The following is a 22,293-nucleotide window of genomic DNA, read 5'->3' on the forward strand; positions in this document are numbered from 1 at the left end:
TCACAGCTCCGGGCCGTCCTCCGGCCCCTCCTGGTACGAGTACCGCTGCTCCCGCCAGGGATCCCCGACGTTGTGATAGCCGCGTTCCTCCCAGAAGCCGCGCCGGTCCGCCGTCATGTACTCGACGCCCCGGACCCACTTCGGGCCCTTCCAGGCGTACAGGTGGGGGACGATCAGGCGGAGCGGGAAGCCGTGTTCCGCGGTGAGGAGTTCGCCGTCCTTGTGGGTGGCGAAGATGGTGTCGGCGGCGGCGAAGTCGGCGAGGCGGAGGTTGGCACTGAAGCCGTACTCCGCCCAGACCATGACATGGGTGACGGCCGGTGCGGGTGGTGCCGTCTCCAGGATGGTGCGGGCGGGGATGCCGCCCCATTCGGCGCCGAGCATGCTGAACTTCGTGACGCAGTGCAGATCGGCCACCACCGAGTCGTAGGGCAGGGCCGTGAACTCGTCGTGGTTCCAGGAGAGTTTGCCGCCGTCGGCGGTGGCGCCGAAGACGCTGAACTCCCAGCGCTCGGGGCGGAACTTGGGCACCGGGCCGTAGTGGGTGACCGGCCAGCCGCGCTGGAGCCGCTGGCCCGGCGGCAGCTCGGACTCTTCGACCCCTCTCTGACCCATGCATCCATCCTGACAGACCGGGGAAGGTGCACATGACCGACGCCGAGCAGATTCGGGCAACTCCTACTAAGCATGCACTTACTGGACGATCTCTTCGCGCCGGTGCAATCATGCGGCGCAACCCGCCGGCTACCCACCGTTCTGGAAGGAGCCTCTGCAATGCAGGGCGACCCCGAGGTCCTTGAATTCCTCAACGAGCAGCTCACCGGTGAGCTGACCGCGATCAACCAGTACTGGCTGCACTACCGCATCCAGGACAACAACGGCTGGACCAAGCTCGCCAAGTACACGCGTGAAGAGTCCATCGACGAGATGAAGCACGCGGACAGGATCACCGAGCGCATCCTGATGCTCGACGGCCTGCCGAACTACCAGCGGCTGTTCCACGTCCGGGTCGGTCAGACGGTCACCGAGATGTTCCAGGCCGACCGGCAGGTCGAGGTCGAGGCGATCGACCGGCTCAAGCGGGGTATCGAGGTGATGCGCACGAAGGGCGACATCACCTCCGCGAACATCTTCGAGGACATCCTGGAGGACGAGGAGCACCACATCGACTACCTCGACACCCAGCTCCAGTTGATCGAGCAGCTCGGTGAGGCGCTCTACATCGCGCAGCAGATCGAGCAGCCCAGCTAGGGCCCGCCAGGTCTAGGCGGCTTCCTCCAGGGCGCCGAACACCGGCGCACCCTCTTCCACGAGCTCGCGGCGCGGACAGGTGCCGCGGCCGAGGATCGCCTGGATACGGCGGACGCACGAGCCGCAGTCGGTGCCGGCCTTGCAGGCCGAGGCGATCTGGCGAGGCGTGCAGGCACCGGAACCCGCGTGCTGTTGGACCTGCGCCTCGGTCACCTGGAAGCAGCTACAGACGTACACGCGGATTCACCTCCCGTCGGGGATCTCGATAAGGCTAACCTAACCTTACCCGGCGCTCAGGAACCGCAAAAGTGGAATGGGGCGCGGATCGTATGTGATCCGCGCCCCACTTCATGTGCTGGTAACAGGCGAACCCGCTACTGATCTGCTACTGGTCCCGGTACATCTCCGCGACCAGGAACGCCAGGTCGAGCGACTGGCTGCGGTTGAGGCGCGGGTCGCAGGCCGTCTCGTAGCGCTGGTGCAGGTCGTCGACGAAGATCTCGTCGCCGCCGCCCACGCACTCGGTGACATCGTCACCGGTCAGCTCGACATGGATGCCGCCCGGGTGGGTGCCGAGGCCCTTGTGGACCTCGAAGAAGCCCTTCACCTCGTCGAGCACGTCGTCGAAGCGGCGGGTCTTGTGGCCGGAGGCCGCCTCGTACGTGTTGCCGTGCATCGGGTCGGTGATCCAGGCGACGGTGGCGCCGGACGCGGTCACCTTCTCCACCAGCTCGGGCAGTTTGTCGCGGACCTTGTCGGCGCCCATGCGGACGATGAAGGTCAGCCGGCCGGGCTCGCGGTCGGGGTCGAGGCGCTCGATGTACTGGAGAGCGTCCTCGGCCGTCGTCGTCGGGCCGAGCTTGATGCCGATCGGGTTGCTGATCCGGGAGGCGAACTCGATGTGCGCGCCGTCCAGTTGGCGGGTGCGCTCGCCGATCCACACCATGTGCCCGGAGACGTCGTAGAGCCTGCCGGTGCGGGAGTCGACCCGGGTCAGGGCCGACTCGTAGTCCAGCAGCAGCGCCTCGTGCGAGGCGTAGAACTCGACGGTCTTGAACTCCTCCGGGTCCGCACCGCAGGCCCGCATGAAGTTCAGCGCGTTGTCGATCTCGCGCGCGAGCTGCTCGTAGCGCTGGCCGGACGGGGAGGACTTCACGAAGTCCTGGTTCCAGGCGTGCACCTGGCGCAGGTCGGCGTACCCGCCCGTGGTGAAGGCGCGCACCAGGTTGAGCGTGGAGGCGGACGCGTTGTACATCCGCTTCAGCCGCTCGGGGTCCGGGATGCGGGCCTCTTCGGTGAAGGCGAAGCCGTTGACGGAGTCGCCGCGGTAGGTCGGCAGGGTCACGCCGTCGCGGGTCTCGGTGGGCTTGGAGCGCGGCTTGGAGTACTGGCCGGCGATCCGGCCGACCTTGACCACCGGCACCGAGGCCGCATACGTGAGCACGGCGCCCATCTGGAGCAGGGTCTTCAGCTTGTTGCGGATGTGGTCGGCGGACACCGCGTCGAAGGCCTCGGCACAGTCGCCGCCCTGGAGGAGGAACGCCTCTCCCTTGGCGACGGCCGCCAACCGGGCACGCAGCAGGTCGCACTCGCCCGCGAAGACGAGCGGCGGATACGACGCGAGGTCCGCGATCACTGCGCGCAGAGCCTCGGTGTCGGGGTACTCGGGCTGCTGCGCCGCGGGCAGGTCTCGCCAGGTGTTGCCAGCGCTGGCGCTGGTCTTAGCGTTCACGGTCACGCACCCAACATTACGGGGTCGTGTCGACCGGTTTTCGCACGGCTCGACAGGTGAGACACCCGCACGCTCAGGTGCGCGTGGGGTAGGGTTCCTCGCATGTTCGCGCACTCGACCCAGCACACGATCCAGAACTGGTGGTGGACCGCTCATCCGGCGGCCCACTGACTGCGCGTACTCCCAGTACTTCGCGAAGGCCGCCCGAGGGGCGGCCTTCGGTGTTTCCCGGGCCGTTCCTCCACCCACAGATGGCAGAGGAACCATGCACCTGACACAGCTCCTGTCCGACGACCGCCCCTTCGCCCTGCTGCGCCGCCGCACACCGGGCCACGACGAGAACATGGTCGAGGTCTTCCTCGGCCCGGTCGCCACCTACGACCGCCTCGCCGACCTCCCCGACGAGGGGCTCGCGCTCGTCCCTTTCCGCCAGATCCGCGAGCGCGGCTTCGACGTCCGCGACGACGGCACCCCGCTGGCCTTCCTCACCCCCGAGGAGTCGTACGCCATCCCGCTCGCCGACGCCCTGGAACAGTTGCCCGCGCACGACGTGCGGGTCGAGGGCGGTGGCTTCGACGTCGACGACGAGGCGTACGGCGAGATCGTCGGGCGGGTCCTGCGGGAGGAGATCGGGCGCGGCGAGGGCGCCAACTTCGTCATCCGGCGGACGTACGAGGGAGAGATCCCGGGGTACGGCAGGGCCGAGGCGCTGGCGTTGTTCCGGCGGCTGCTGGTGGGTGAGCGCGGGGCGTACTGGACGTTCGTCGTGCACACGGGCGAGCGGACGCTCGTCGGCGCGAGTCCCGAGGTGCACGTCCGGATGTCCGGCGGGACCGTCGTCATGAACCCGATCAGCGGGACCTACCGCTATCCGGCCGAGGGGCCGACGCCCGAGCATCTCCTCTCCTTCCTCGCGGACGGCAAGGAGATCGAGGAGCTGTCGATGGTCGTCGACGAGGAACTCAAGATGATGTGCACGGTCGGCGACATGGGCGGGGTCGTCGTCGGACCCCGGCTGAAGGAGATGGCCCATCTCGCGCACACGGAGTACGAGTTGCGCGGGCGTTCCTCACTGGATGTGCGCGAGGTCCTGAAGGAGACGATGTTCGCGGCGACGGTCACCGGGCCACCGGTGCAGAACGCCTGCCGGGTCATCGAGCGCCACGAGGTCGGCGGGCGCGGCTACTACGCCGGTGCGCTGGCGCTGCTCGGCCGTGACTCCGGCGGCGCGCAGACCCTCGACTCCCCCATCCTGATCCGCACCGCCGACATCGACCCGACCGGGCGGCTGCGGGTGCCGGTCGGCGCCACCCTGGTCCGCGGCTCCGACCCGGCGGGCGAGGTCGCGGAGACCCACGCGAAGGCGGCGGGAGTACTGGCCGCGCTGGGCGTACGACCGTCCCGGCCGCGCGGCGAGGACGCGCGGCCCCGGCTCGCCGACGACCCCCGGGTGCGGGCCGCGCTCGACGGACGCCGGTCCTCCCTGGCCCCCTTCTGGCTGCGGATGCAGGACCGGTCCGAGGAGCTGACCGGGCACGCGCTGGTCGTCGACGGGGAGGACACCTTCACGGCGATGCTCGCGCATGTGCTGCGCTCCGGCGGGCTGGACGTGACCGTGCGGCCGTACGACGAGGAGGGGCTGCGGGAGGCCGTGCTCGCGCACGAGGGGCCGGTGGTGCTGGGCCCCGGGCCGGGCGACCCCTCCGACACGGCCGACCCGAAGATGCGGTTCCTGCGGGCGCTGACCGCCGAGATCGTCCGGGAGAACCGGCACGGGGTCCTCGGGGTGTGCCTCGGGCACGAACTGATCGCGGCGGAGCTGGGGTTGGAGATCGTACGGAAGGAGGTTCCCTACCAGGGGGCGCAGACGACGGTCGACCTGTTCGGGCGGGAGGAGACCGTCGGCTTCTACAACAGCTTCGTGGCCCGCTGCGACGACGAGGCGCTCGGTGAGCTGGCCGCGCACGGGATCGAGGTGAGCCGGAGTGCCCAGGGGGAAGTGCACGCGCTGCGCGGGCCCGGGTTCGCCGGTGTGCAGTTCCACCCGGAGTCCGTGCTGACGCTCAACGGGGCGGCGGTCGTACGGGAGTTGGTGGGTCAGTTGCACGGGACGAGCACGTTCTCGGAGCGGCGACCGGCCGTGTAGTCGTCCTCAAACGCCGGACGGGCCGAGATGCCCGTCCGGCGTCGAAAGCGTGGACAGACCTCAGCCGAAGAAGACCCCGACCTCGTCGTACAGCTTCGGGTCGACCGTCTTCAACCGCGCCGTGGCCTCCGCGATCGGGACCCGGACGATGTCCGTGCCGCGCAGGGCGACCATCTTGCCGAAGTCGCCGTCGCGGACCGCCTCGATGGCGTGCAGGCCGAAGCGGGTGGCGAGCCAGCGGTCGAAGGCGCTCGGCGTACCGCCGCGCTGGATGTGGCCGAGGACCGTGGTGCGGGCCTCCTTGCCGGTGCGCTTCTCGATCTCCTTGGCCAGCCATTCGCCGACCCCGGACAGCCGGACGTGCCCGAAGGAGTCGAGGGTCCCGTCCTTCAGCACGACGTCCCCGTCCTTGGGCATGGCGCCCTCCGCGACGACGACGATCGGCGCGTACGACGCCTTGAAGCGGGAGGTGATCCAGCCGCAGACCTGCTCGACGTCGAAGCGCTGCTCGGGGATGAGGATGACGTTGGCGCCGCCCGCGAGCCCGGAGTGGATGGCGATCCAGCCCGCGTGCCGGCCCATTACCTCGCAGACCAGGACCCGCATGTGCGACTCGGCGGTGGTGTGCAGCCGGTCGATCGCCTCGGTGGCGATACCCACGGCGGTGTCGAAGCCGAAGGTGTAGTCGGTGGCGGACAGGTCGTTGTCGATGGTCTTCGGTACGCCGACGCACGGCACCCCGTACTCGTCCGAGAGCCGCCCGGCCACGCCGAGGGTGTCCTCGCCGCCGATCACGATGAGCGCGTCGACCTCCTGCGCGGCGAGGTTGTCCTTGATACGGCGGATGCCGTCCTCCTGTTTCAGGGGGTTCGTCCGCGAGGAGCCGAGGATGGTGCCGCCGCGGGGCAGGATGCCGCGCACCGCGGGGATGTCGAGACGGACGGTGGCGCCTTCGAGCGGACCTCGCCAGCCGTCCCGGTAGCCGACGAAGTCGTAGCCGTACTCCTGCACGCCCTTGCGGACGATGCCCCGGATGACGGCGTTGAGTCCGGGGCAGTCGCCGCCTCCGGTCAGTACTCCTACGCGCATGGAAATATCCCTTCGCCGCAGTTCCCTGTGACAGCCACGCTAATGGTGATCCAGGTCACAGAGGGATGGGCGGGAAGGTCAATTCCCCCATCAATTCCGTTGAATTGTCCGGTAGTTGATCTAGCGGTCGGCCTACGCGTCGTCGAGGCCGCGCTCTATCGCGTACCGGACCAGCTCCACCCGGTTGTGCAACTGGAGCTTGCCCAGGGTGTTCTGGACGTGGTTCTGGACCGTGCGGTGCGAGATGACCAGGCGTTCGGCGATCTGCTTGTAGCTCAGGCCCTTGGCGACCAGGCGCAGCACCTCGGTCTCCCGGTCGGTGAGTTGGGGCGCCTTGGGCTCGTCGCCGTCGGCGGCCGGTGCCGGGTCGGAGGCGAGGCGCCGGTACTCGCCGAGGACCAGTCCGGCGAGCCCGGGGGTGAACACCGGGTCGCCGACCGCCGTACGGCGCACCGCGTCCAACAGCTCTTCCGTGGAAGCCGACTTGAGCAGATAGCCGGTCGCGCCCGACTTCACCGCCTCCAGTACGTCGGCGTGCTCACCGCTCGCGGAGAGGACCAGGACCCGCAACGCCGGGTTGGCGCCGACCAGTTCCTTGCAGACCTGGACGCCGGGCAGCGCCGGCAGGTTCAGGTCGAGGACGAGGACGTCGGGGGCGGCGGCCCTGGCACGGCGTACCGCCTGCTCGCCGTCCCCGGCGGTGGCGACCACGTCGAAGCCGGATTCGGCGAGGTCCCGGGCGACGGCGTCACGCCACATCGGATGGTCGTCGACCACCATGACCCTGATCGGGTCCCGCTGCTCACTCATCGTGTTCCCGCCCTCCCCCGCGCCTTCGGTACCTTCAGCTCAACTTCCGTGCCCTGCCCGGGAATCGACACCAGCTCGGCGCTGCCGCCGAGGTCCCGCAGCCGGCCCCGGATCGACAGGGCGACCCCGAGCCGCCCCTCCCCCTCGGCCTGCGCGAGCCGCCCCTCGGGGATGCCTGGTCCGTCGTCCCGTACGGTCACGACGACCTCCCCGGGCTCGTCCTCGACCAGGATCCAGGCACGGGCGTCCGCACCGGCGTGCCTGCGCACATTGTCCAGGGCGGCACCGACGGCCGCGGCCAGTTCCTTCGCGGCGGGCACGGGCAGCGGCACCGGGGCGCCGGGCTCGGCGAAACTCACCTTCGCGGCGGCGTACGGGGCGAGTAGCGTGCGCAGGTCGACCAGGCCGTCGTCGTCATCGGGTTCTTCTTCCACGGCTCTCACGACCGCACCCTCCGCCGCGTCCAGCGACACCCGGGACGGCGGCACCAGACCGCCGGACACCAGGGTGCGCAGGGCGACCTCCTGCTCACCCGCCATCCGGCCCAGCTCGCCCGCCTCGCCGCCGAGCACGGCACCTCGCCGCTGCACCATGGCCAGCACCTGGAGGACACCGTCGTGGATGTCCCGGGCCAGCCGCTCCCGCTCCCGGGTGGCGGCCTCGATCTCCAGGGCGCGGGCGAGGGTGCGCTCGGAGGCGCGGGCGACCTCCACGACGTAGCCGATGGCGATGGAGGCGACCCAGACGAGGACCACGTTGTGGACGGTGTCGCGGGCCGGGGAGCCGCGCTCGACCAGGTTGGCGACGGCGACCGGTGTGGAGGCGAACGCGGCCCAGCGCCAGCCGCCCTTGATGGCATAGGCGAGGACCGAGCCGGCGGTCCATATCGACGGCAGGGTGGGGCCGCCGCTCTGGATGTGGTGGTCGTCGGCCGCGACCGGGGTGAGGACGATGCCGATCAGCGCGATCGCGAGGTCGGCGGCGAGGAAGCGCTTGGTGCAGGCGACCGCGCTCTGCACCCGGGGCAGGGTGGCCAGCGTCCAGACGAACAGGACGACGTAGAAGGCGATGGCGATGCCCGGACGGTCGAACTCGTCGTAGGCGGAGGCGAACAGCCCGACCGCGTACAGCATGGTCAGTACGCGGTACCCGCTCAGCGCACGCCACAACGGCTGCTCGACGGACATCCTGACGACGCGTACGCGCTTGGCTGCCAACTCCCCCACCCCCGACACAGACCGCCCCACCTAGGGACTGGTCTGTTCCTTCTCCGCTTGTGCGAGCGCGGCCTTGGCCGCCTTGTCCGCTTCCTTCTCCGCCTTCGCCGCGTCCGCGATCCGCCGCTTGGCGGCCGTCGCGTAGATGTCGACGTACTCCTGGCCGGAGAGCTTCATGATCTCGTACATGACCTCGTCGGTCACCGCGCGGAGGACGAAACGGTCGTGCTCCATGCCGCTGTACCGGCTGAAGTCGAGCGGCTCGCCGATCCGGATACCCGGGCGCATCAGCTTCGGCATGACCTTGCCGGGCGGCTGGATCTTCTCCGTGTCGATCATCGCGACCGGGATGACCGGCGCCCCGGAGGCGAGCGCCACACGCGCGAGGCCACCCGGCTTGCCGCGGTAGAGGCGGCCGTCCGGGGAGCGCGTGCCCTCCGGATAGATACCGAACAGTTCACCGCGCTCCAGGACGTCGAGCCCGGCCTTGATCGCGGCCTCGCCGGCCCCGCGCGCACCGGATCGGTCCACGGGGAGCTGGCCGGCGCCCTTGAAGAACGCGGCGGTCAGCTTGCCCTTCACCCCGGGCGTCGTGAAGTACTCGGCCTTCGCGATGAAGGTCACCTTGCGGTCGAGGACCGCGGGCAGGAAGAACGAGTCCGAGAACGAGAGGTGATTGCTCGCCAGGATCGCGGCGCCCTCGGCCGGAATGTTCTCAAGGCCCTCCACCCAGGGCCGGAAGGCGACCTTGAGCGGTCCCCCGATGGCGACCTTCATCGTGCCGTACAACAACCCAGTGCCTCCCGTGTCCGTCGATCAGACCTTAACCCGGAGCACCGTCAAAGGACCCGACGACCCTGGTCGGTGTCAGTGCGGTCGCGTACGGTTAACCGCACCTGGACTTGTCCACACCCCTCGCACGACCACGCTTCTCATGAACACGCCCCTCTCATGAACAGGAGACCGAAGGTGCCGGTCCTCCCCGGAGCCGAGCCGTACCGCCACGAGGGCGGGGAGGTCGGAGTTCTCCTCTGCCACGGCTTCACCGGTTCCCCGCAGTCGCTGCGCCCCTGGGCCCAGTATCTGGCCGAGCGCGGCCTCACCGTGTCCCTGCCGCTGCTGCCCGGGCACGGCACCCGCTGGGAGGACATGCAGCTCACCGGCTGGCAGGACTGGTACGCGGAGGTGGACCGCGAGCTGCGCACCCTGCGCGAGCGCTGCTCGCAGGTCTTCGTCGCGGGCCTGTCCATGGGCGGCGCGCTGGCCCTGCGGCTGGCCGCGAAGCACGGCGACGAGATCAGTGGCGTCGTGGTCGTCAACCCGGGTATCAAGGTGCACGGCCTCGCCGCGTACGCCCTTCCGGTGGCCCGCCACTTCGTGCGTACGGCACCCGGCATCGCCAGCGACATCGCGAAGGAGGGCGGCGAGGAGCTCGGGTACGCCAAGGTGCCGCTGCACGCCGCGCACGCCCTGCGCAATTTCTTCCGACTGGTCGACCGTGAGCTTCCGCAGGTCACCCAGCCGCTCCTGCTGCTGCGCAGCCCCCAGGACCATGTGGTTCCGCCGGCCGACTCGGCCCGTGTCCTCAGCCGGGTTTCCTCCGCCGATGTGACGGAGATCCTGCTGGAACAGAGCTACCACGTCGCGACGTTGGACCACGACGCGGACCGGATTTTCGAGGAGAGCTTCGGGTTCATCGGCCGGCTCGCACCCAGTGTCGGCAAGCAGGCGTCCGACACGGGCCGGGTGAGCGAGCAGGAAGGGACGGCCACAGGTGGCTGAGCACGACTCCGACCGCGAGGGCCTCGAACCGGACGAGCAGGGCGTCCCGTTCGACGAGGAGGCCGCGTGGGCCGCGATCGTCGCCGGATATGGCGAGGAGCCCAAGGATCCGCCGGGCGTCAAGCCGTTCAAGTCGATCGAGGACCTGGCGCTGCTCGATCCCGAGAAGAACGACGAGCAGCCCAAGCCCGAGGCCGAGAAGCAGGACAAGGCCGAGGCCAAGGACAAGGGCACGGAGGAGGAGCCGCCCGCCAAGCCGCTGGGCAGCTCGGTCTCCTTCGCGCCCGGTGTCGGCGGCCCCCGTGACTACACCGCGCCGGACTCCTCCGAGGAGGACTTCGACGAGGACGACGAGGGCCACTTCGTGCCGCCGGAGCCGCCCCCGTTGCCGGCCGCGGACACCACGGCCAAGTTCGCCTGGCTGGGGGTGATCGGCGGCCCGATCCTCCTGCTGCTGGCGGTGCTGCTCGGCTGGGACATGACCTGGTGGCTGACGACCATCGGCGTCGGCGGCTTTCTGGGCGGCTTCGGCACGCTGGTGATGCGCATGCGGACCGACGAGGACGAGGGCGACGACCCCGGACGCGGAGCCGTCGTCTAGCCGTCTACCGCGCTGGGATTCTGAGGGCGGCGAGGACCGGGAAGTGGTCCGTGGCCGCCCTCACGTCTGTCTCCGTGATCCCGGGCAGCCCGAGCGGGACCCCGCAGCCGAGCACCTCGATGCCCTTCGAGGCGAAGATCGCGTCGATGCGCTGGAAGGGGTTGCCGGGGGTCCAGGTGTACTCGGCGCCCCAGGGCGCGGTGGCCCAGCAGTCCTGGAGGTCCTCGGCCAGCCGCCCGAAGGTCCGGCCGCCGGGGCGGTCGTTGAGGTCGCCGCCCGCGATGGTGTGGTCCACGCCCATGCCGGCCAGCCGGTCGAGGAGCATGCCGCCCTGCTCGTAGCGCTCGTCCTGGCGCAGGCTGAGATGGCAGCTCAGCACACCGAGCCGGACGCCCCCGAACCGTACGACGGCGGTCGCGAAGCCGCGCCGGTGTTCACCGGGTGTCAGCGGGAGGAGCACGTCCTCGGTGCGCTCGACCGTGGCCCGCAGCGAGCAGAGCAGGGCGGGGCCGGCCGAGGTGCCTCCGCCGCCGAGGACGACGAGGTCGGTCGCGGAGGCCAGCCGGGCGAGCTTCTTGCGCCAGCGGAAGAACCGGGGGGCTTCCTGGACGAGGACGAGGTCCGGGGCGCAGGCCCTGATCACCCGGGCCAGGGCGTCGGTGTCGTCGCGCATCGAGCGGATGTTGTAGCTCAGGACGCGGACGACGGCGGAACCGTCGGGTTCGGTGCGGGAGTTGGGGAGCAGCGGGGTCGAAGTCGCCATGCGGATCAAGATACGACGAAGCCCGCCGGCCTGAGAGAGGGGCGCGGCGGGCTCATCACCTGAGACTCGGGTTCAGGGCACTACATGATCGGGTCGGGCTCCCGCGCCAGGTCGGCCGCGCCGACCATGCCCGCCTTGTTGCCCAGTTGCGCGGCGATCACGTCGGCGACCGGGCGCCAGTTGCCGCCGACCAGCCAGCGCTTGTAGGACTTGCGGATCGGGTCGAGGACCAGCTCGCCCTCGTCCGAGAGGCCGCCGCCGACGATGAACGCGGAGGGGTCGAAGAGGGAGGCCAGGTCGGCGAGGCCGGCGCCGGCCCAGCGGGCCAGCTCGCGGTAGGAGTCGACGGCCACCGGGTCGCCCTGCCGGGCGGCCATGGAGATGTGCTTGCCCTCGATGCCGTCGGGGCTGCCGTCGCCGAGGGACAGCAGGACCTCGGCGGCCTCGGGGGTGGCGTTGGCGCGCTGCTTGGCATAGCGCACGAGCGCGCGCCCCGACGCGTACTGCTCCCAGCAGCCCTGCGAACCGCAGCCGCACAGCAGGCCGTCCGGGACCATGCGGATGTGGCCGAACTCGGCGGCCACCCCGAAGTGCCCGCGGCGCAGCTTGTTGCCGATGATGATGCCGCCGCCGAGGCCGGTGCCGAGCGTGATGCAGATGACGTTGCGGTGGCCCTTGCCGGCGCCGAACTTGTATTCGCCCCAGGCCGCGGCGTTCGCGTCGTTCTCCACGACGACGGGGAGGCCCACGCGGGCCTCGACCTTCTCCTTCAGCGGCTCCTGGCGCCAGTCGATGTTCGGCGCGAAGTAGACCGTGGACCGCTGGCGGTTGACGTACCCGGCCGCACCGATGCCCACGCCGACGATCTCGTGACCGGCGCGCGCTCCGTCGACGGCGGCGGCGATGGCGTCCACGATGCCCTCGGGTGTGCCCGGGGTCGGCACCTGGTGGGTCGAGAGGATGTTGCCTTCCTCGTCGACCACGCCGGCCGCGATCTTCGTGCCGCCGATATCGACGCCGATGGTGAGTCCCATGAATCCCTCAGTTTCGGTCGAGCCCCGCTACGGCCCACCGTACCCGAGGGCCTGCCGTCGGATTCGCGTCGTTCGCCCGTAGGGCGGGCCCGGCGGGGCCTGGTGCGTGCAGCTGCAAGGCGGAGGAGGGAGTCGACGCGGAGCGTCGGCGACCGACGACAACGCCGCAGATGCGCGTGCCAGGCCCCGCCGGGCAGACGCGAATCCGGCGGCAGGCCCTCAGGCCCTCTAGTCCAGGTCGATGCGCTCACCCGGGCCGGAGTCGTCACCGGGGTCGCGCAGCTTCTTCAGCTCGCTGTCGCGGGCCGTCCAGCGTTGTTCCTGGGCCTGGACGGCGGAGCGGTATGCGGCGAGGAGTTCGTTGCCCGCGGCCGCGAGGTGGTCGAAGACGTCCGGGTTGCGTTCGATGACGGGCTCGACGGCGGCCTTGGCCTGCTGGACGACCTGCTTGACCACCTGTTGGGCGGCCGGTCCCGCGACCTGGCCGAGCAGCGGGGACTGGAGGCCGGACAGCTTGTCCGCGACGGTGTCGACGAGCTTGCGCAGTTCCTCGGCGGCCGAGCCCGGGGGCGGGCCGTACTGGGTGCGGCGGCGGGCCTTCTCCGCCGCGAGGTCTTCAGCGGCCGCCGTCGCCCACGCGTCGGCGTCGGTCGCCCGTACCTCGTCGAGCGCCTCTTCCTGGCCGGCGTCGGACGGGGGGAGCTCTTCGCTCATGACGGACTCCTGACTACGGTTCGTCTCTACGACGTTACCCGAACGGGCGTAGGTGCTTCACCGTCTCCGCGCCCAGAAATGCCGGCGCGGTCACCTTCCCTGCGGCCACAGCCCGGGGTCGGGGGTGAAGCGGATGCGCAGTTCGCCCTCGCGCAGGGCGGCGCCGGCCACGGTGCAGCGACGCAGGGCCGACGGGAGCGGCACGATCCGGCGGAACTGGCCGACGGCGACGACGAGTTCGTCGCCGCGGCGGACGAGGTCCAGCTCGTCGCGTATCGCGCCGGGCAGCGGGATGTGCCAGACCAGCACACCGTCCTCGGCGAGCCGGTCGGCGACGGGCCACTCGACGGTGGAGCCGGTCGCACCGGCACCGGGCACGGCGAGCGCGGCGAGGTCGTCGGTGCCGCGCGGGTCGTGGCCGAGGTGGCGGACGGGCCGGACGTCGTACGTGCCCTGCCACTCGTCCAGGGTCTTGCCCTGCTGGGCGACCGGGCCGGCGAGCCAGGGGTCCTCGGCGGAGTCGGGCAGCACCCGGTTGGCGACCAGCAGGTCGGGGCGCAGTCCGCGCAGCGCGAGGGCGAGGCCGGCCGCGCGGACGGCGTCGGCGCCGGCCGGTCCGGGCTCGGCGACCAGGCGTACGGCGGTGTTCCGGTCGGCGAGGACGGCTTGCACGGCGGCCAGTTCGACATCCCAGCGGCCTGCCGTGTCGTAGAGCCACTCGGAGGGCATCGGGACGCCGGCGAGGCGGCCGAGGACCGGGCGCAGGGCGCGGGCGGCCTGCCGCTCGGCGGGCAGGAGGCGGCGCAGATAGCGGCGGAGTTCCTCGGGGAGGGCGAGGAGGGCGAGCGCGTGCGGGGTGGGCGGGAGGTCTACGACGAGCAGGTCGTAGACGTCCGAGAGGGCCGCGTCGCGCAGGGCGCGCAGGAGGGCGAGTTCCTCGGCGCCGGGGAGGGGGGTGAGTTCTTCGGCGTCGAGGCGGGCGGCGCCGAGGAGTTCGAGGGCCGAGGCCGCGCGTTCCTGGAAGGCGGTGAGGTCGGCGCGGAAGGACTCGGTGGCGTCGGGCCGCCAGGCGGTGAGGTGCTCGGCGGCCTCCACGGGCGCCGCTCCCGTCACCACGCCCAGGGCGGCGCCGAGGGTGTCCGCGCGGTCGGCACCGAGGACGAGGGTCCGGGTCCCTTCCCGCGCGGCGGCCAGGGCGGTGGCGGCGGCGATCGTGCTACGACCGCTGCCGCCGGGGCCCGTGATCAGGAGAGTGCGCATAAGTGTCAACGCTACCCGGCCGCGCGGTGCGGGCCGGACGGGCTACTTCCCGCCCGACTCCGCCGCCTGGTCGCCCGACTCCACGCGCTTCTTCAGTCCGGCCAGCGCGCGGTCGATGATGACCTTCTCGGCCTTGCGCTTGATCATGCCCAGCATGGGGATCTTGACGTCCACCGTCAGGAGGTAGGTGACCTCGGTGGTGCCCGCGGCGGTGGGCTTGAGGAGGTAGGAGCCGTCCAGGGAGCGCAGCATCTGGGACTTGACGAGGGTCCAGGAGACCTCGTTGTCGCCGGTCCAGGTGTAGGCGAGGACCTGGTCGTCCTTGATCGCGCCGGCGTCCATGACGAGCCGGACCTGTTCGGCGCGGCCCCGCTCGTCGGTCTTGAGGACGTCCGCCTCCTTCACCTCGCCGGTCCAGTCCGGGTAGCGGGCGAAGTCGGCGATCACCTCCATGACGTCGGCCGGTGCCGCCTCGATCGTGATGGACGAGCTGGTGTGTTCCGCCATCGCTGTGGCTCCTCCAGATGCGGGCCGGTAGGACGTCGCCGTGCACACGTGTGTGCCGCGTGAAGGCTACCGCGCGGTCGACCGCCCCACTTCACCCCCTACCTGCGGACATCAGGGGGCGGTCACCATTCCAGCGCCCAGGGCTTGCCGCTCCCCGCGAAGTGCCCGACGTTCACGCACTCGGTCGCCCCGATCCGCATCCTCCGTACGAGCGGCTGGTGGACGTGTCCGAAGAGTGAATAGCGGGGCCGGGTGCGACGGATGGCGTCCAGAAGGGCCCGGCTGCCGCGCTCGAAGCGGCGCGCGACGGTGTCGTAGACCAACTCGGGGACCTCGGGCGGAATGTGGGTGCACAGGACGTCGACCTCGCCGAGGGCCTCGATCTTCGCGGCGTACTCCTCGTCGCCGATCTCGTACGGCGTGCGCATCGGGGTGCGCAGGCCGCCGCCGACGAAGCCGAAGGTCCAGCCGCCGATCTCGATCCGCTCGCCGTCGAGCACGGTGGTGCCGGGTCCGGCGTACTCGGACCACAGGGTCGGCATGTCGACATTGCCGTAGGTGGCGTACGTCGGGGTGGGGAAGGCGGCGAACATCTCCGCGTACTGCTTGCGCACCGCCTTCTCGATCAGGGCCGCGCGATCCCCGCCGACCGCGCTCCAGAGGCGGGCGCCGAGTTCGCGGGCCTCCTCGAAGCGGCGGGCGGTGCGCAGCTCGACCAGTTGGTCGGCGTTCTCCTCGCCGAACAGGTCGGGGAAGATGCCGCGCGTGTGGTCGGCGTAGTCGAGGAAGAGGACCAGGTCGCCCAGACAGATCAGGGCGTCGGCACCCTCACCGGATCTGGCCAGGTCACGGGCGTTGCCGTGCACATCGCTGACCACATGTACGCGCGTCCTGGAGTTGCCGGATGGTGTGGGTGCCATGGCGATCAAGGGTAGGCGTGTGCGGCAAACGTGAACAGTGGCGGCCGAGCTCGCGGTTACTGGCCAGTCAAGAAAGGCGTGGACTACTGTGCGCGAGGAAACACCAATCTGTGTGACGCAGCGAACATCTCACCGGGACCCCCTGTCGTAGAGGCCATACCGGCGGGTAACGTCCGGGCAGTCCAGTCGTGCTCAGGATTTCAACCACTGATTCCTGACGCACCTGCCCGAGCCTTGGACCGGACCGTCGCATCACACAACGTCGTGGCGCCGGCGCCCTATGAGGAGCAGCAGTCTTGCGCGAGTTCAGCCTTCCGGCTTTGTACGAGGTCCCTGCGGACGGCAATCTGACCGACATCGTCCGCAGAAACGCCGCGCAGCACCCAGATGTCGCCGTCATCGCCCGCAAGGCGAACGGCGGCTGGCAGGACGTGACCGCCACGGTCTTCCTCGCCGAGGTGCACGCCGCCGCCAAGGGGCTCATCGCCTCCGGCGTCCAGCCCGGCGACCGGGTCGGCCTGATGTCCCGCACGCGGTACGAGTGGACGCTGCTCGACTTCGCGATCTGGTGTGCGGGCGCGATCACCGTGCCGGTGTACGAGACCAGCTCCGCGGAGCAGGTGCAGTGGATCCTGAGCGACTCGGGCGCCACCGCCGTGGTCGTGGAGCAGGACGGGCACGCCGCCGCCGTCGAGTCGGTGCGTGAGCACCTGCCCGCGCTCAAGCATGTCTGGCAGATCGACGCCGGCGCGATCGACGAGCTGGGCCGCGCTGGCAAGGACGTCACCGACGCCACGGTCGAGGAGCGCAGCTCGCTGGCGAAGGCCGACGACCCGGCGACCATCGTCTACACCTCCGGTACGACGGGCCGCCCCAAGGGCTGTGTGCTCACCCACCGCAGCTTCTTCGCGGAGTGCGGCAACATCGTGGAGCGGCTGCGCCCGCTGTTCCGCACCGGCGAGTGCTCGGTGCTGCTGTTCCTGCCGCTGGCGCACGTCTTCGGGCGGCTGGTGCAGATCGCCCCGATGATGGCGCCGATCAAGCTGGGCCTGGTCCCGGACATCAAGAACCTCACCGACGAACTGGCCTCGTTCCGGCCGACGTTGATCCTCGGTGTGCCGCGCGTCTTCGAGAAGGTCTACAACTCGGCGCGCGCCAAGGCGCAGGCGGACGGCAAGGGCAAGATCTTCGACAAGGCCGCGGACACCGCGATCACCTACAGCCGCGCGCTGGACACCCCCTCGGGTCCGTCGCTCGGCCTGAAGATCAAGTACAGAACGTTCGACAAGCTCGTCTACAGCAAGCTGCGCGCGGTGCTCGGCGGCCGGGGCGAGTACGCGATCTCCGGCGGCGCCCCGCTGGGCGAGCGGCTCGGTCACTTCTTCCGCGGTATCGGCTTCACGGTCCTCGAGGGCTACGGCCTGACCGAGTCCTGTGCCGCCACCGCGTTCAACCCCTGGGACCGGACGAAGATCGGCACGGTCGGTCAGCCGCTGCCCGGTTCGGTGGTGCGCATCGCGGACGACGGCGAGGTGCTGCTGCACGGCGAGCACCTGTTCAAGGGCTACTGGAACAACGAGGCCGCCACGGCCGAGGCGCTGGCCGACGGCTGGTTCCACACCGGGGACATCGGCACCCTCGACGAGGACGGCTACCTCAGGATCACCGGCCGCAAGAAGGAGATCATCGTCACCGCGGGCGGAAAGAACGTCGCCCCGGCCGTGATCGAGGACCGGATCCGCGCGCACGCGCTGGTCGCGGAGTGCATGGTCGTCGGCGACGGGCGGCCCTTCGTGGGCGCGCTGGTCACCATCGACGACGAGTTCCTGGGCCGCTGGGCGGACGAGCACGGCAAGCCGGCGGGTTCCACCGCGGCGTCGCTGCGTGACGATCCGGACCTGGTGCAGGCGATCCAGGACGCGGTCGACGACGGCAACGCCGCGGTGTCGAAGGCGGAATCGGTGCGGAAGTTCCGCATTCTGTCCTCCCAGTTCACGGAGGAGTCGGGCCATCTGACGCCGTCGCTGAAGCTCAAGCGCAATGTGGTGGCCAAGGACTACGCGGACGAGATCGAGGCCATCTACCAGAAGTAGACGGGTAGTTGGGTTTCTGCCCGGTGCTCAGAAGTCCTCGGCGAGGACCCGTTCCAGCGTGCGCTCGGCGAGCGCGGTGATGGTGACGAACGGGTTCACGCCGATGTTGCCGGGCACCAGCGAACCGTCCGTGATGTACAGCTTCGAATACCCCTTCACCCGGCCGTAGTTGTCGGTCGCGTTGCCCAACACGCAGCCGCCGAGCGGGTGGTAGCAGAAGTCGTCCGCGAACACCTTGCCGCTCGATCCGAACAGGTCGGACCGGTAGACCGTCACGTTCGCCGAGTTGATCCGGTCGAACAGCTTCTTGGCCATGGCGACCGAGACCGCGCTCTGGGCCGCGGTCCAGCCCAGCTTCACCGTGCCGCTCGCCGAGTCGTAGGTGAAGGACGCCCGTTGGGGGTTCTTGGTGATCGCCAGATAGAGGCTCACCCAGGTCTCGAACCCGATGGGCAGCGGGGCGATCTCCGCGAAGACCGGGTTGTCGGTGTTGGCCCAGTCGTCGATGCCCATGACCGGCATGGTCGCCTGGTTGGCGCCGGTGGTGTCCCAGATGTGGTTGGCGCGGCCCAGCATGGTGTTGCCGTTGGGCCCCCAGCCCGCCCCGACCGAGGAGTTGAGCGCGGGCAGGGTGCCCGTGTCCCGGGCGCGGACGAGGAGTTCGGTGGTGCCGAGGCTGCCGCCGCCGAGGAACAGATAGGTGCAGGTGTACTGCTTGGTCTCGACAACCGCGCCGGTGTTGTCGATCCGGTCGACACTCAGGACGTACGACCCGTCGCTCGCCCGCGTGACCGCCTTGACCTTCTCCAGGGTGTGGATGGTGACCTTGCCGGTGCCGAGCGCGGCGGCGAGATAGGTCTTGTCGAGGCTCTTCTTGCCGTAGTTGTTGCCGTAGATGACCTCCTGTGCGAGCGCGGACTTGGTGGCGGTGCCGGCCGCTTCCTTCTGCATGTAGCCGAAGTCGTAGACGTTGGGCACGAAGGTGGTCTTCAGGCCGGTGTTGGCGGCGGCCTTCCTCGACGTACGGGTGAACTGGTACCACTCGGTCGACTCGAACCAGGTCGGGTCGATGGTGTTGACGCCGAGCATGGTGCGGGCGCGCGGGAAGTACGTGCCGTACATCTGGGCGGCGTCCACGCCGGGGAACTGCTCGGCGAAGTACGACTGGAGCGGAGTGACCGCCATCCCGCCGTTGACCAGCGATCCTCCTCCCACGCCCCGGCCGACGTAGACGGACATGTTGTCGTAGTGCACGCGGTCCAGGACGCCGGGGTAGAGGCCGATGTCCTTGTTGACGACGTCCAGCCACAGGAAGGTGGCGAGCGGGGCCTCGGTGCGGGTCTTGAACCACATGGATCTCTGGTCCGGGGCGGCGGTCGAGCAGAAGACCTTGCCGTCGGAGCCGGGCGTGTTCCAGAGCTTGCCCATCTCCAGGACGAGGGTGGTGATGCCGGCCTGGCCGAGCCGGAGGGCGGCGACCGCCCCGCCGTAGCCGGAGCCGACGACGATCGCGGGGGCGGATTCGACGGCCGCGGGTTCGGCGGCCTGCGCGGACTGGAGACCGATACGGGTGAGACCGGCCGCAGCGGCGGTCTGGAGGGCGACCATGCCCAGTATTTGACGTCTCGTCAGCTGATGCTGCGTCAGTTTTACTGTCATGTGCGCAGCATGTGCGGATTATTCGGTTCCGCCTAGAGGTACTGCCGAGTACCGGTCACTTTGGTTCGGTCCTTCGGCGGAAGCTCCGGCGGAGCCCTTTACAGCAGGGCCTTCAGCCGCTCGGCGAGGAGGTCCCAGCGCCACCGCTCCTCGACCCAGCGGCGCCCCCGCTCGCCCATGTTCCGCCGCAGCTCCGGGTCGTCGAGCAGCGCGACGATCCGGTCGGCGGCCTCCTCCGGGGAACCGCCCCGGACGACCCAGCCGGTCTCGCCGTCGAGCACCGCGTCGGGCGCGCCGCCGGAGTCACCGGCGACGACGGGCAGGCCGGTGGCGGACGCCTCCAGGTAGACGATGCCGAGTCCCTCCACGTCGAGTCCGCCGCGCCGGGTGCGGCAGGGCATCGCGAAGACGTCACCGGCGCCGTAGTGCGCGGGCAGTTCGGCCCAGGGCACGGAACCCGTGAAGCGCACGGAGTCGCTCACGCCGGTCTCCCGCACGAGCCGGCGCAGGTCCTTCTCGTACGGTCCGCCGCCCACGATCAGCAGGACGGCGTCGGGCTGCCGGACCAGGATGCGCGGCATGGCGAGGATCAGCGTGTCCTGCCCCTTGCGCGGCACGAGCCGCGAGACGCACACGACCACGGGCCGGTCGCTCAGCCCGAGCCGTGCCCGGACCTCGTCACCGCCGGACCCCGGGTGGAAGACCTTCTCGTCGACGCCGGGCGGCAGTTGGACCATCCGCGCGGCGGCCTGCGGGCTCAGCGCGGCGGCGATCCGCGAGCGCGTGTACTCCCCGAGATAGGTGATCGTGTCCGTCGACTCCCCGATCCTGCCCAGCAGTTGACGCGAGGCGGGCAACTGCGCCCACCCGGCCTCGTGCCCGTGCGTGGTGGCGACCAGCCGCTCGGCACCGGCCTTCCGCAGCGCGGGCGCCATCAGCCCGAGCGGCGCGGCCGCCCCGAACCACACCGCCGTACATCCGTGTTCCCGCAGCAGTCCGACGGCCGTGCGGGTCGCCGCGGGCGTCGGCAGCAGCATGGTCGTGTCATCCCGTACGACGGTGAAGGGCTGCTCGGCGTCGAAGGCGGCGGTCGCCTCGGCGCCCTCCCGGCCGCGCTTCCAGGTCGAGGCGTAGACGACGAGCCGCTCGGGTTCGAGCCGTAGGGCCATGTTGTGCAGAAAAGCCTGGATGCCACCGGGCCGGGGCGGGAAGTCATTGGTCACGATCAGGGTCTTGCGCACGCGGCAGACCTTACCCGGGGTGGACTCACAGGTCGGCACGGCCGTGCTTCATGGCTCTCGCACAGTCCTTCGGGAGATCATGTGGCCCTCATATGCGGCATCCGGCGCGGAACAGGGGCTGACGTGGAGATTGCGGGCGCGAGACGGCGGCTGGCGGCGCTGCTGGGGGCCTGGGGGCTGAGCAGGGTGGTGCTGCTGCTGTTCGTCTTCAAGGTGCTCGTGTTCCCGGGGCCGGACGTCACCAGCGACGTGTCGGTGATCTACCAGGGCTGGTTCGAGACGCTGCGGCACGGCGGCTTCCCGCTGGACGACGTCACCTGGCAGTACCCGCCCGCCGCCGCCCTCCCGATCCTCGCCCCCTCCCTCCTGGGCTTCCTGGACTACGCCTCGGCGTTCTTCGTCCTCGCCTTCCTCGCCGACCTGACCGTCGTGACCCTGCTCGTGTACACGGGCCTGCGCCCCGGCCGCACCCTGCGCGGCGCGTGGGTGTGGGTGGCGGGCGTACCGCTCCTCGGCCCGACCGCGTACGCGCGCTACGACGTGATGGTGACCGCGGTCGCCGTGGCCGCGCTGCTCGCGGGGGCCCGCCGTCCCCGGGTGATGGGCGCCCTCGTCGGCTTCGGGGCGCTGCTGAAGGTCTGGCCTGCGCTGCTTCTGCTGGGCGCGGTCAAGCGCCGGGCGTGGGGCGCGGCGGCGGTGACCGTGGTGGTGATCGCGTCCCTCTTCGCGGTGTCGATGCCGGGCGCGTTCACGTTCCTGACCTTCCAGCGCGAGCGGGGCACGGAGGTGGAGTCACTGGGCTCCCTGGCCTTCCACGTGGCCCGGCACTTCGGCTGGCAGGGCCAAGTGCTCCTGAACTACGGCTCGGTGGAGTTCGTCGGCCCCTACGTCAACTGGGTCAGCACGGCGGCCCTGGGCCTCACCGCGATCGCCTTCGGCTGGCTGATGCTCTGGCGCCTGACGGCGGCCCGCTTCCTCCCTCACACCCTCGCGGACGCGGCCTTCGTGGCGGTCCTGCTGTTCACGGTCACCAGCCGGGTGATCAGCCCCCAGTACATCGTCTGGCTGATCGGCCTCGCCGCGGTCTGCTCCTGCTTCCGGGCCAGCCGCATGAAACTCCCGGTCGGCCTGGTCCTGGCGGCCGCCTTCGTCACGGTCCTGGAATTCCCCATCTGGTTCGCCCACGTGGTCACCAGCGACGGCACGGGCATCACCCTCCTGCTCCTCCGCAACGGCCTGCTGATCGCCGCGGCCATCACAGCGGCACGCGAACTGTGGCGGGCATCGGTCACCTGGGCGGATGTACCACCACTACCGAGTCAGGCGACGCGCTCGAAGGCGACTTCGGCGTCATCCTGAGGCCGGGCCCCGGAAACAGGAGGGCGACGACAGCGCACTGCACCCGCATCGCGAGCGCCAGCGCCAGCGCCAGCGCCAAGTCGGACCACGGCGAACTCCGGCGAACCTCGATCAC

At 70.3% G+C, this 22,293-nt stretch carries 22 protein-coding genes; 7 read left to right on the plus strand and 15 right to left on the minus strand.

Annotated elements, in window-relative coordinates; genetic code table 11:
• Complete coding sequence (locus ABZT04_RS39345; RefSeq protein WP_356063703.1) at window positions 1-615, minus strand: sulfite oxidase-like oxidoreductase; 615 nt, start codon at window positions 613-615, stop codon at window positions 1-3.
• Window positions 616-774: 159 nt separating this feature from the next.
• Between ABZT04_RS39345 and bfr the strand changes: the two genes are divergently transcribed.
• Complete coding sequence (gene bfr / locus ABZT04_RS39350; protein WP_328831942.1) at window positions 775-1,251, plus strand: bacterioferritin; 477 nt, start codon at window positions 775-777, stop codon at window positions 1,249-1,251.
• 12 nt (window positions 1,252-1,263) lie between these two features.
• Here the strand turns inward: bfr and ABZT04_RS39355 are convergent, their stop codons facing one another.
• Both ABZT04_RS39355 and ABZT04_RS39360 read right to left on the minus strand, forming a co-directional pair.
• Window positions 1,264-1,488 (minus strand): (2Fe-2S)-binding protein, encoded by a 225-nt coding sequence (locus ABZT04_RS39355; protein ID WP_356063706.1) that lies wholly within the window; start codon window positions 1,486-1,488, stop codon window positions 1,264-1,266.
• Between the two features lie 148 nt (window positions 1,489-1,636).
• Complete coding sequence (locus ABZT04_RS39360; RefSeq protein ID WP_356063709.1) at window positions 1,637-2,989, minus strand: class II 3-deoxy-7-phosphoheptulonate synthase; 1,353 nt, start codon at window positions 2,987-2,989, stop codon at window positions 1,637-1,639.
• Window positions 2,990-3,085: 96 nt separating this feature from the next.
• Here ABZT04_RS39360 and ABZT04_RS39365 point away from each other — a divergent pair, with 96 nt between their 5' ends.
• On the plus strand, window positions 3,086-3,154 hold the full coding sequence (locus tag ABZT04_RS39365) for a trp operon leader peptide (protein WP_356063777.1): 69 nt from the start codon (window positions 3,086-3,088) through the stop codon (window positions 3,152-3,154).
• Between the two features lie 94 nt (window positions 3,155-3,248).
• Window positions 3,249-5,129 (plus strand): anthranilate synthase family protein, encoded by a 1,881-nt coding sequence (locus tag ABZT04_RS39370; RefSeq protein ID WP_356063712.1) that lies wholly within the window; start codon window positions 3,249-3,251, stop codon window positions 5,127-5,129.
• A gap of 60 nt (window positions 5,130-5,189) precedes the next feature.
• Here the strand turns inward: ABZT04_RS39370 and ABZT04_RS39375 are convergent, their stop codons facing one another.
• The 4 genes from ABZT04_RS39375 to ABZT04_RS39390 all read right to left on the minus strand — a co-directional run bounded on the left by ABZT04_RS39375 (window position 5,190) and on the right by ABZT04_RS39390 (window position 9,022).
• Window positions 5,190-6,218, minus strand: coding sequence for a 6-phosphofructokinase (locus tag ABZT04_RS39375; protein ID WP_356063714.1), 1,029 nt, complete (start codon window positions 6,216-6,218; stop codon window positions 5,190-5,192).
• 132 nt (window positions 6,219-6,350) lie between these two features.
• Window positions 6,351-7,028, minus strand: coding sequence for a response regulator transcription factor (locus ABZT04_RS39380; protein WP_356063717.1), 678 nt, complete (start codon window positions 7,026-7,028; stop codon window positions 6,351-6,353).
• Entirely contained in the window at window positions 7,025-8,215 is a 1,191-nt protein-coding gene (locus ABZT04_RS39385) for a DUF5931 domain-containing protein (RefSeq protein ID WP_356063779.1), read from the minus strand. The genes ABZT04_RS39380 and ABZT04_RS39385 overlap by 4 nt, the downstream gene beginning before the upstream one ends.
• A 60-nt stretch (window positions 8,216-8,275) precedes the next feature.
• Window positions 8,276-9,022, minus strand: coding sequence for a lysophospholipid acyltransferase family protein (locus tag ABZT04_RS39390; protein WP_356063781.1), 747 nt, complete (start codon window positions 9,020-9,022; stop codon window positions 8,276-8,278).
• Between the two features lie 192 nt (window positions 9,023-9,214).
• Between ABZT04_RS39390 and ABZT04_RS39395 the strand changes: the two genes are divergently transcribed.
• Together ABZT04_RS39395 and ABZT04_RS39400 are read left to right on the plus strand one after the other, a co-directional pair.
• Complete coding sequence (locus tag ABZT04_RS39395; RefSeq protein ID WP_356063784.1) at window positions 9,215-10,027, plus strand: alpha/beta fold hydrolase; 813 nt, start codon at window positions 9,215-9,217, stop codon at window positions 10,025-10,027.
• Window positions 10,020-10,628 carry a hypothetical protein gene (locus ABZT04_RS39400; RefSeq protein ID WP_356063720.1) on the plus strand — a complete coding sequence of 203 codons (609 nt, stop codon included), beginning with the start codon at window positions 10,020-10,022 and terminating at the stop codon, window positions 10,626-10,628. The genes ABZT04_RS39395 and ABZT04_RS39400 overlap by 8 nt, the downstream gene beginning before the upstream one ends.
• A 4-nt stretch (window positions 10,629-10,632) precedes the next feature.
• Here the strand turns inward: ABZT04_RS39400 and ABZT04_RS39405 are convergent, their stop codons facing one another.
• The 6 genes from ABZT04_RS39405 to ABZT04_RS39430 all read right to left on the minus strand — a co-directional run bounded on the left by ABZT04_RS39405 (window position 10,633) and on the right by ABZT04_RS39430 (window position 15,826).
• Window positions 10,633-11,391, minus strand: coding sequence for an endonuclease/exonuclease/phosphatase family protein (locus ABZT04_RS39405; RefSeq protein WP_356063723.1), 759 nt, complete (start codon window positions 11,389-11,391; stop codon window positions 10,633-10,635).
• Between the two features lie 80 nt (window positions 11,392-11,471).
• Window positions 11,472-12,425 carry an ROK family glucokinase gene (locus ABZT04_RS39410; RefSeq protein WP_355922328.1) on the minus strand — a complete coding sequence of 318 codons (954 nt, stop codon included), beginning with the start codon at window positions 12,423-12,425 and terminating at the stop codon, window positions 11,472-11,474.
• Window positions 12,426-12,653: 228 nt separating this feature from the next.
• Window positions 12,654-13,139 carry a DUF5304 domain-containing protein gene (locus ABZT04_RS39415; RefSeq protein ID WP_355922325.1) on the minus strand — a complete coding sequence of 162 codons (486 nt, stop codon included), beginning with the start codon at window positions 13,137-13,139 and terminating at the stop codon, window positions 12,654-12,656.
• A 90-nt stretch (window positions 13,140-13,229) separates the two neighbouring features.
• Window positions 13,230-14,399: an ArsA family ATPase gene (locus ABZT04_RS39420; RefSeq protein WP_356063725.1), complete on the minus strand. Its 1,170-nt coding sequence runs from the start codon at window positions 14,397-14,399 to the stop codon at window positions 13,230-13,232.
• A 42-nt stretch (window positions 14,400-14,441) separates the two neighbouring features.
• Window positions 14,442-14,906: an SRPBCC family protein gene (locus tag ABZT04_RS39425; RefSeq protein WP_356063727.1), complete on the minus strand. Its 465-nt coding sequence runs from the start codon at window positions 14,904-14,906 to the stop codon at window positions 14,442-14,444.
• 122 nt (window positions 14,907-15,028) lie between these two features.
• Window positions 15,029-15,826 (minus strand): metallophosphoesterase, encoded by a 798-nt coding sequence (locus ABZT04_RS39430; protein ID WP_356063729.1) that lies wholly within the window; start codon window positions 15,824-15,826, stop codon window positions 15,029-15,031.
• Window positions 15,827-16,122: 296 nt separating this feature from the next.
• On the opposite strand from ABZT04_RS39430, the gene ABZT04_RS39435 reads away from it, so the two are divergent.
• The gene (locus ABZT04_RS39435; RefSeq protein ID WP_356063731.1) at window positions 16,123-17,919 is read left to right on the plus strand and encodes an AMP-dependent synthetase/ligase; all 1,797 of its coding nucleotides are present in this window, start codon (window positions 16,123-16,125) and stop codon (window positions 17,917-17,919) included.
• Window positions 17,920-17,946: 27 nt separating this feature from the next.
• Here ABZT04_RS39435 and ABZT04_RS39440 read toward each other — a convergent pair whose 3' ends face one another.
• On the minus strand, window positions 17,947-19,527 hold the full coding sequence (locus ABZT04_RS39440; protein ID WP_356063733.1) for a GMC oxidoreductase: 1,581 nt from the start codon (window positions 19,525-19,527) through the stop codon (window positions 17,947-17,949).
• A 149-nt stretch (window positions 19,528-19,676) separates the two neighbouring features.
• The gene (locus ABZT04_RS39445) at window positions 19,677-20,819 is read right to left on the minus strand and encodes a glycosyltransferase family 4 protein (RefSeq protein ID WP_356063735.1); all 1,143 of its coding nucleotides are present in this window, start codon (window positions 20,817-20,819) and stop codon (window positions 19,677-19,679) included.
• Between the two features lie 123 nt (window positions 20,820-20,942).
• Between ABZT04_RS39445 and ABZT04_RS39450 the strand changes: the two genes are divergently transcribed.
• The gene (locus ABZT04_RS39450; RefSeq protein ID WP_356063738.1) at window positions 20,943-22,178 is read left to right on the plus strand and encodes a glycosyltransferase family 87 protein; all 1,236 of its coding nucleotides are present in this window, start codon (window positions 20,943-20,945) and stop codon (window positions 22,176-22,178) included.
• Window positions 22,179-22,293 lie beyond the last annotated feature (115 nt).

It is taken from the genome of Streptomyces sp. NPDC005492 (genome assembly GCF_040605995.1).
GTDB lineage: Bacteria > Actinomycetota > Actinomycetes > Streptomycetales > Streptomycetaceae > Streptomyces.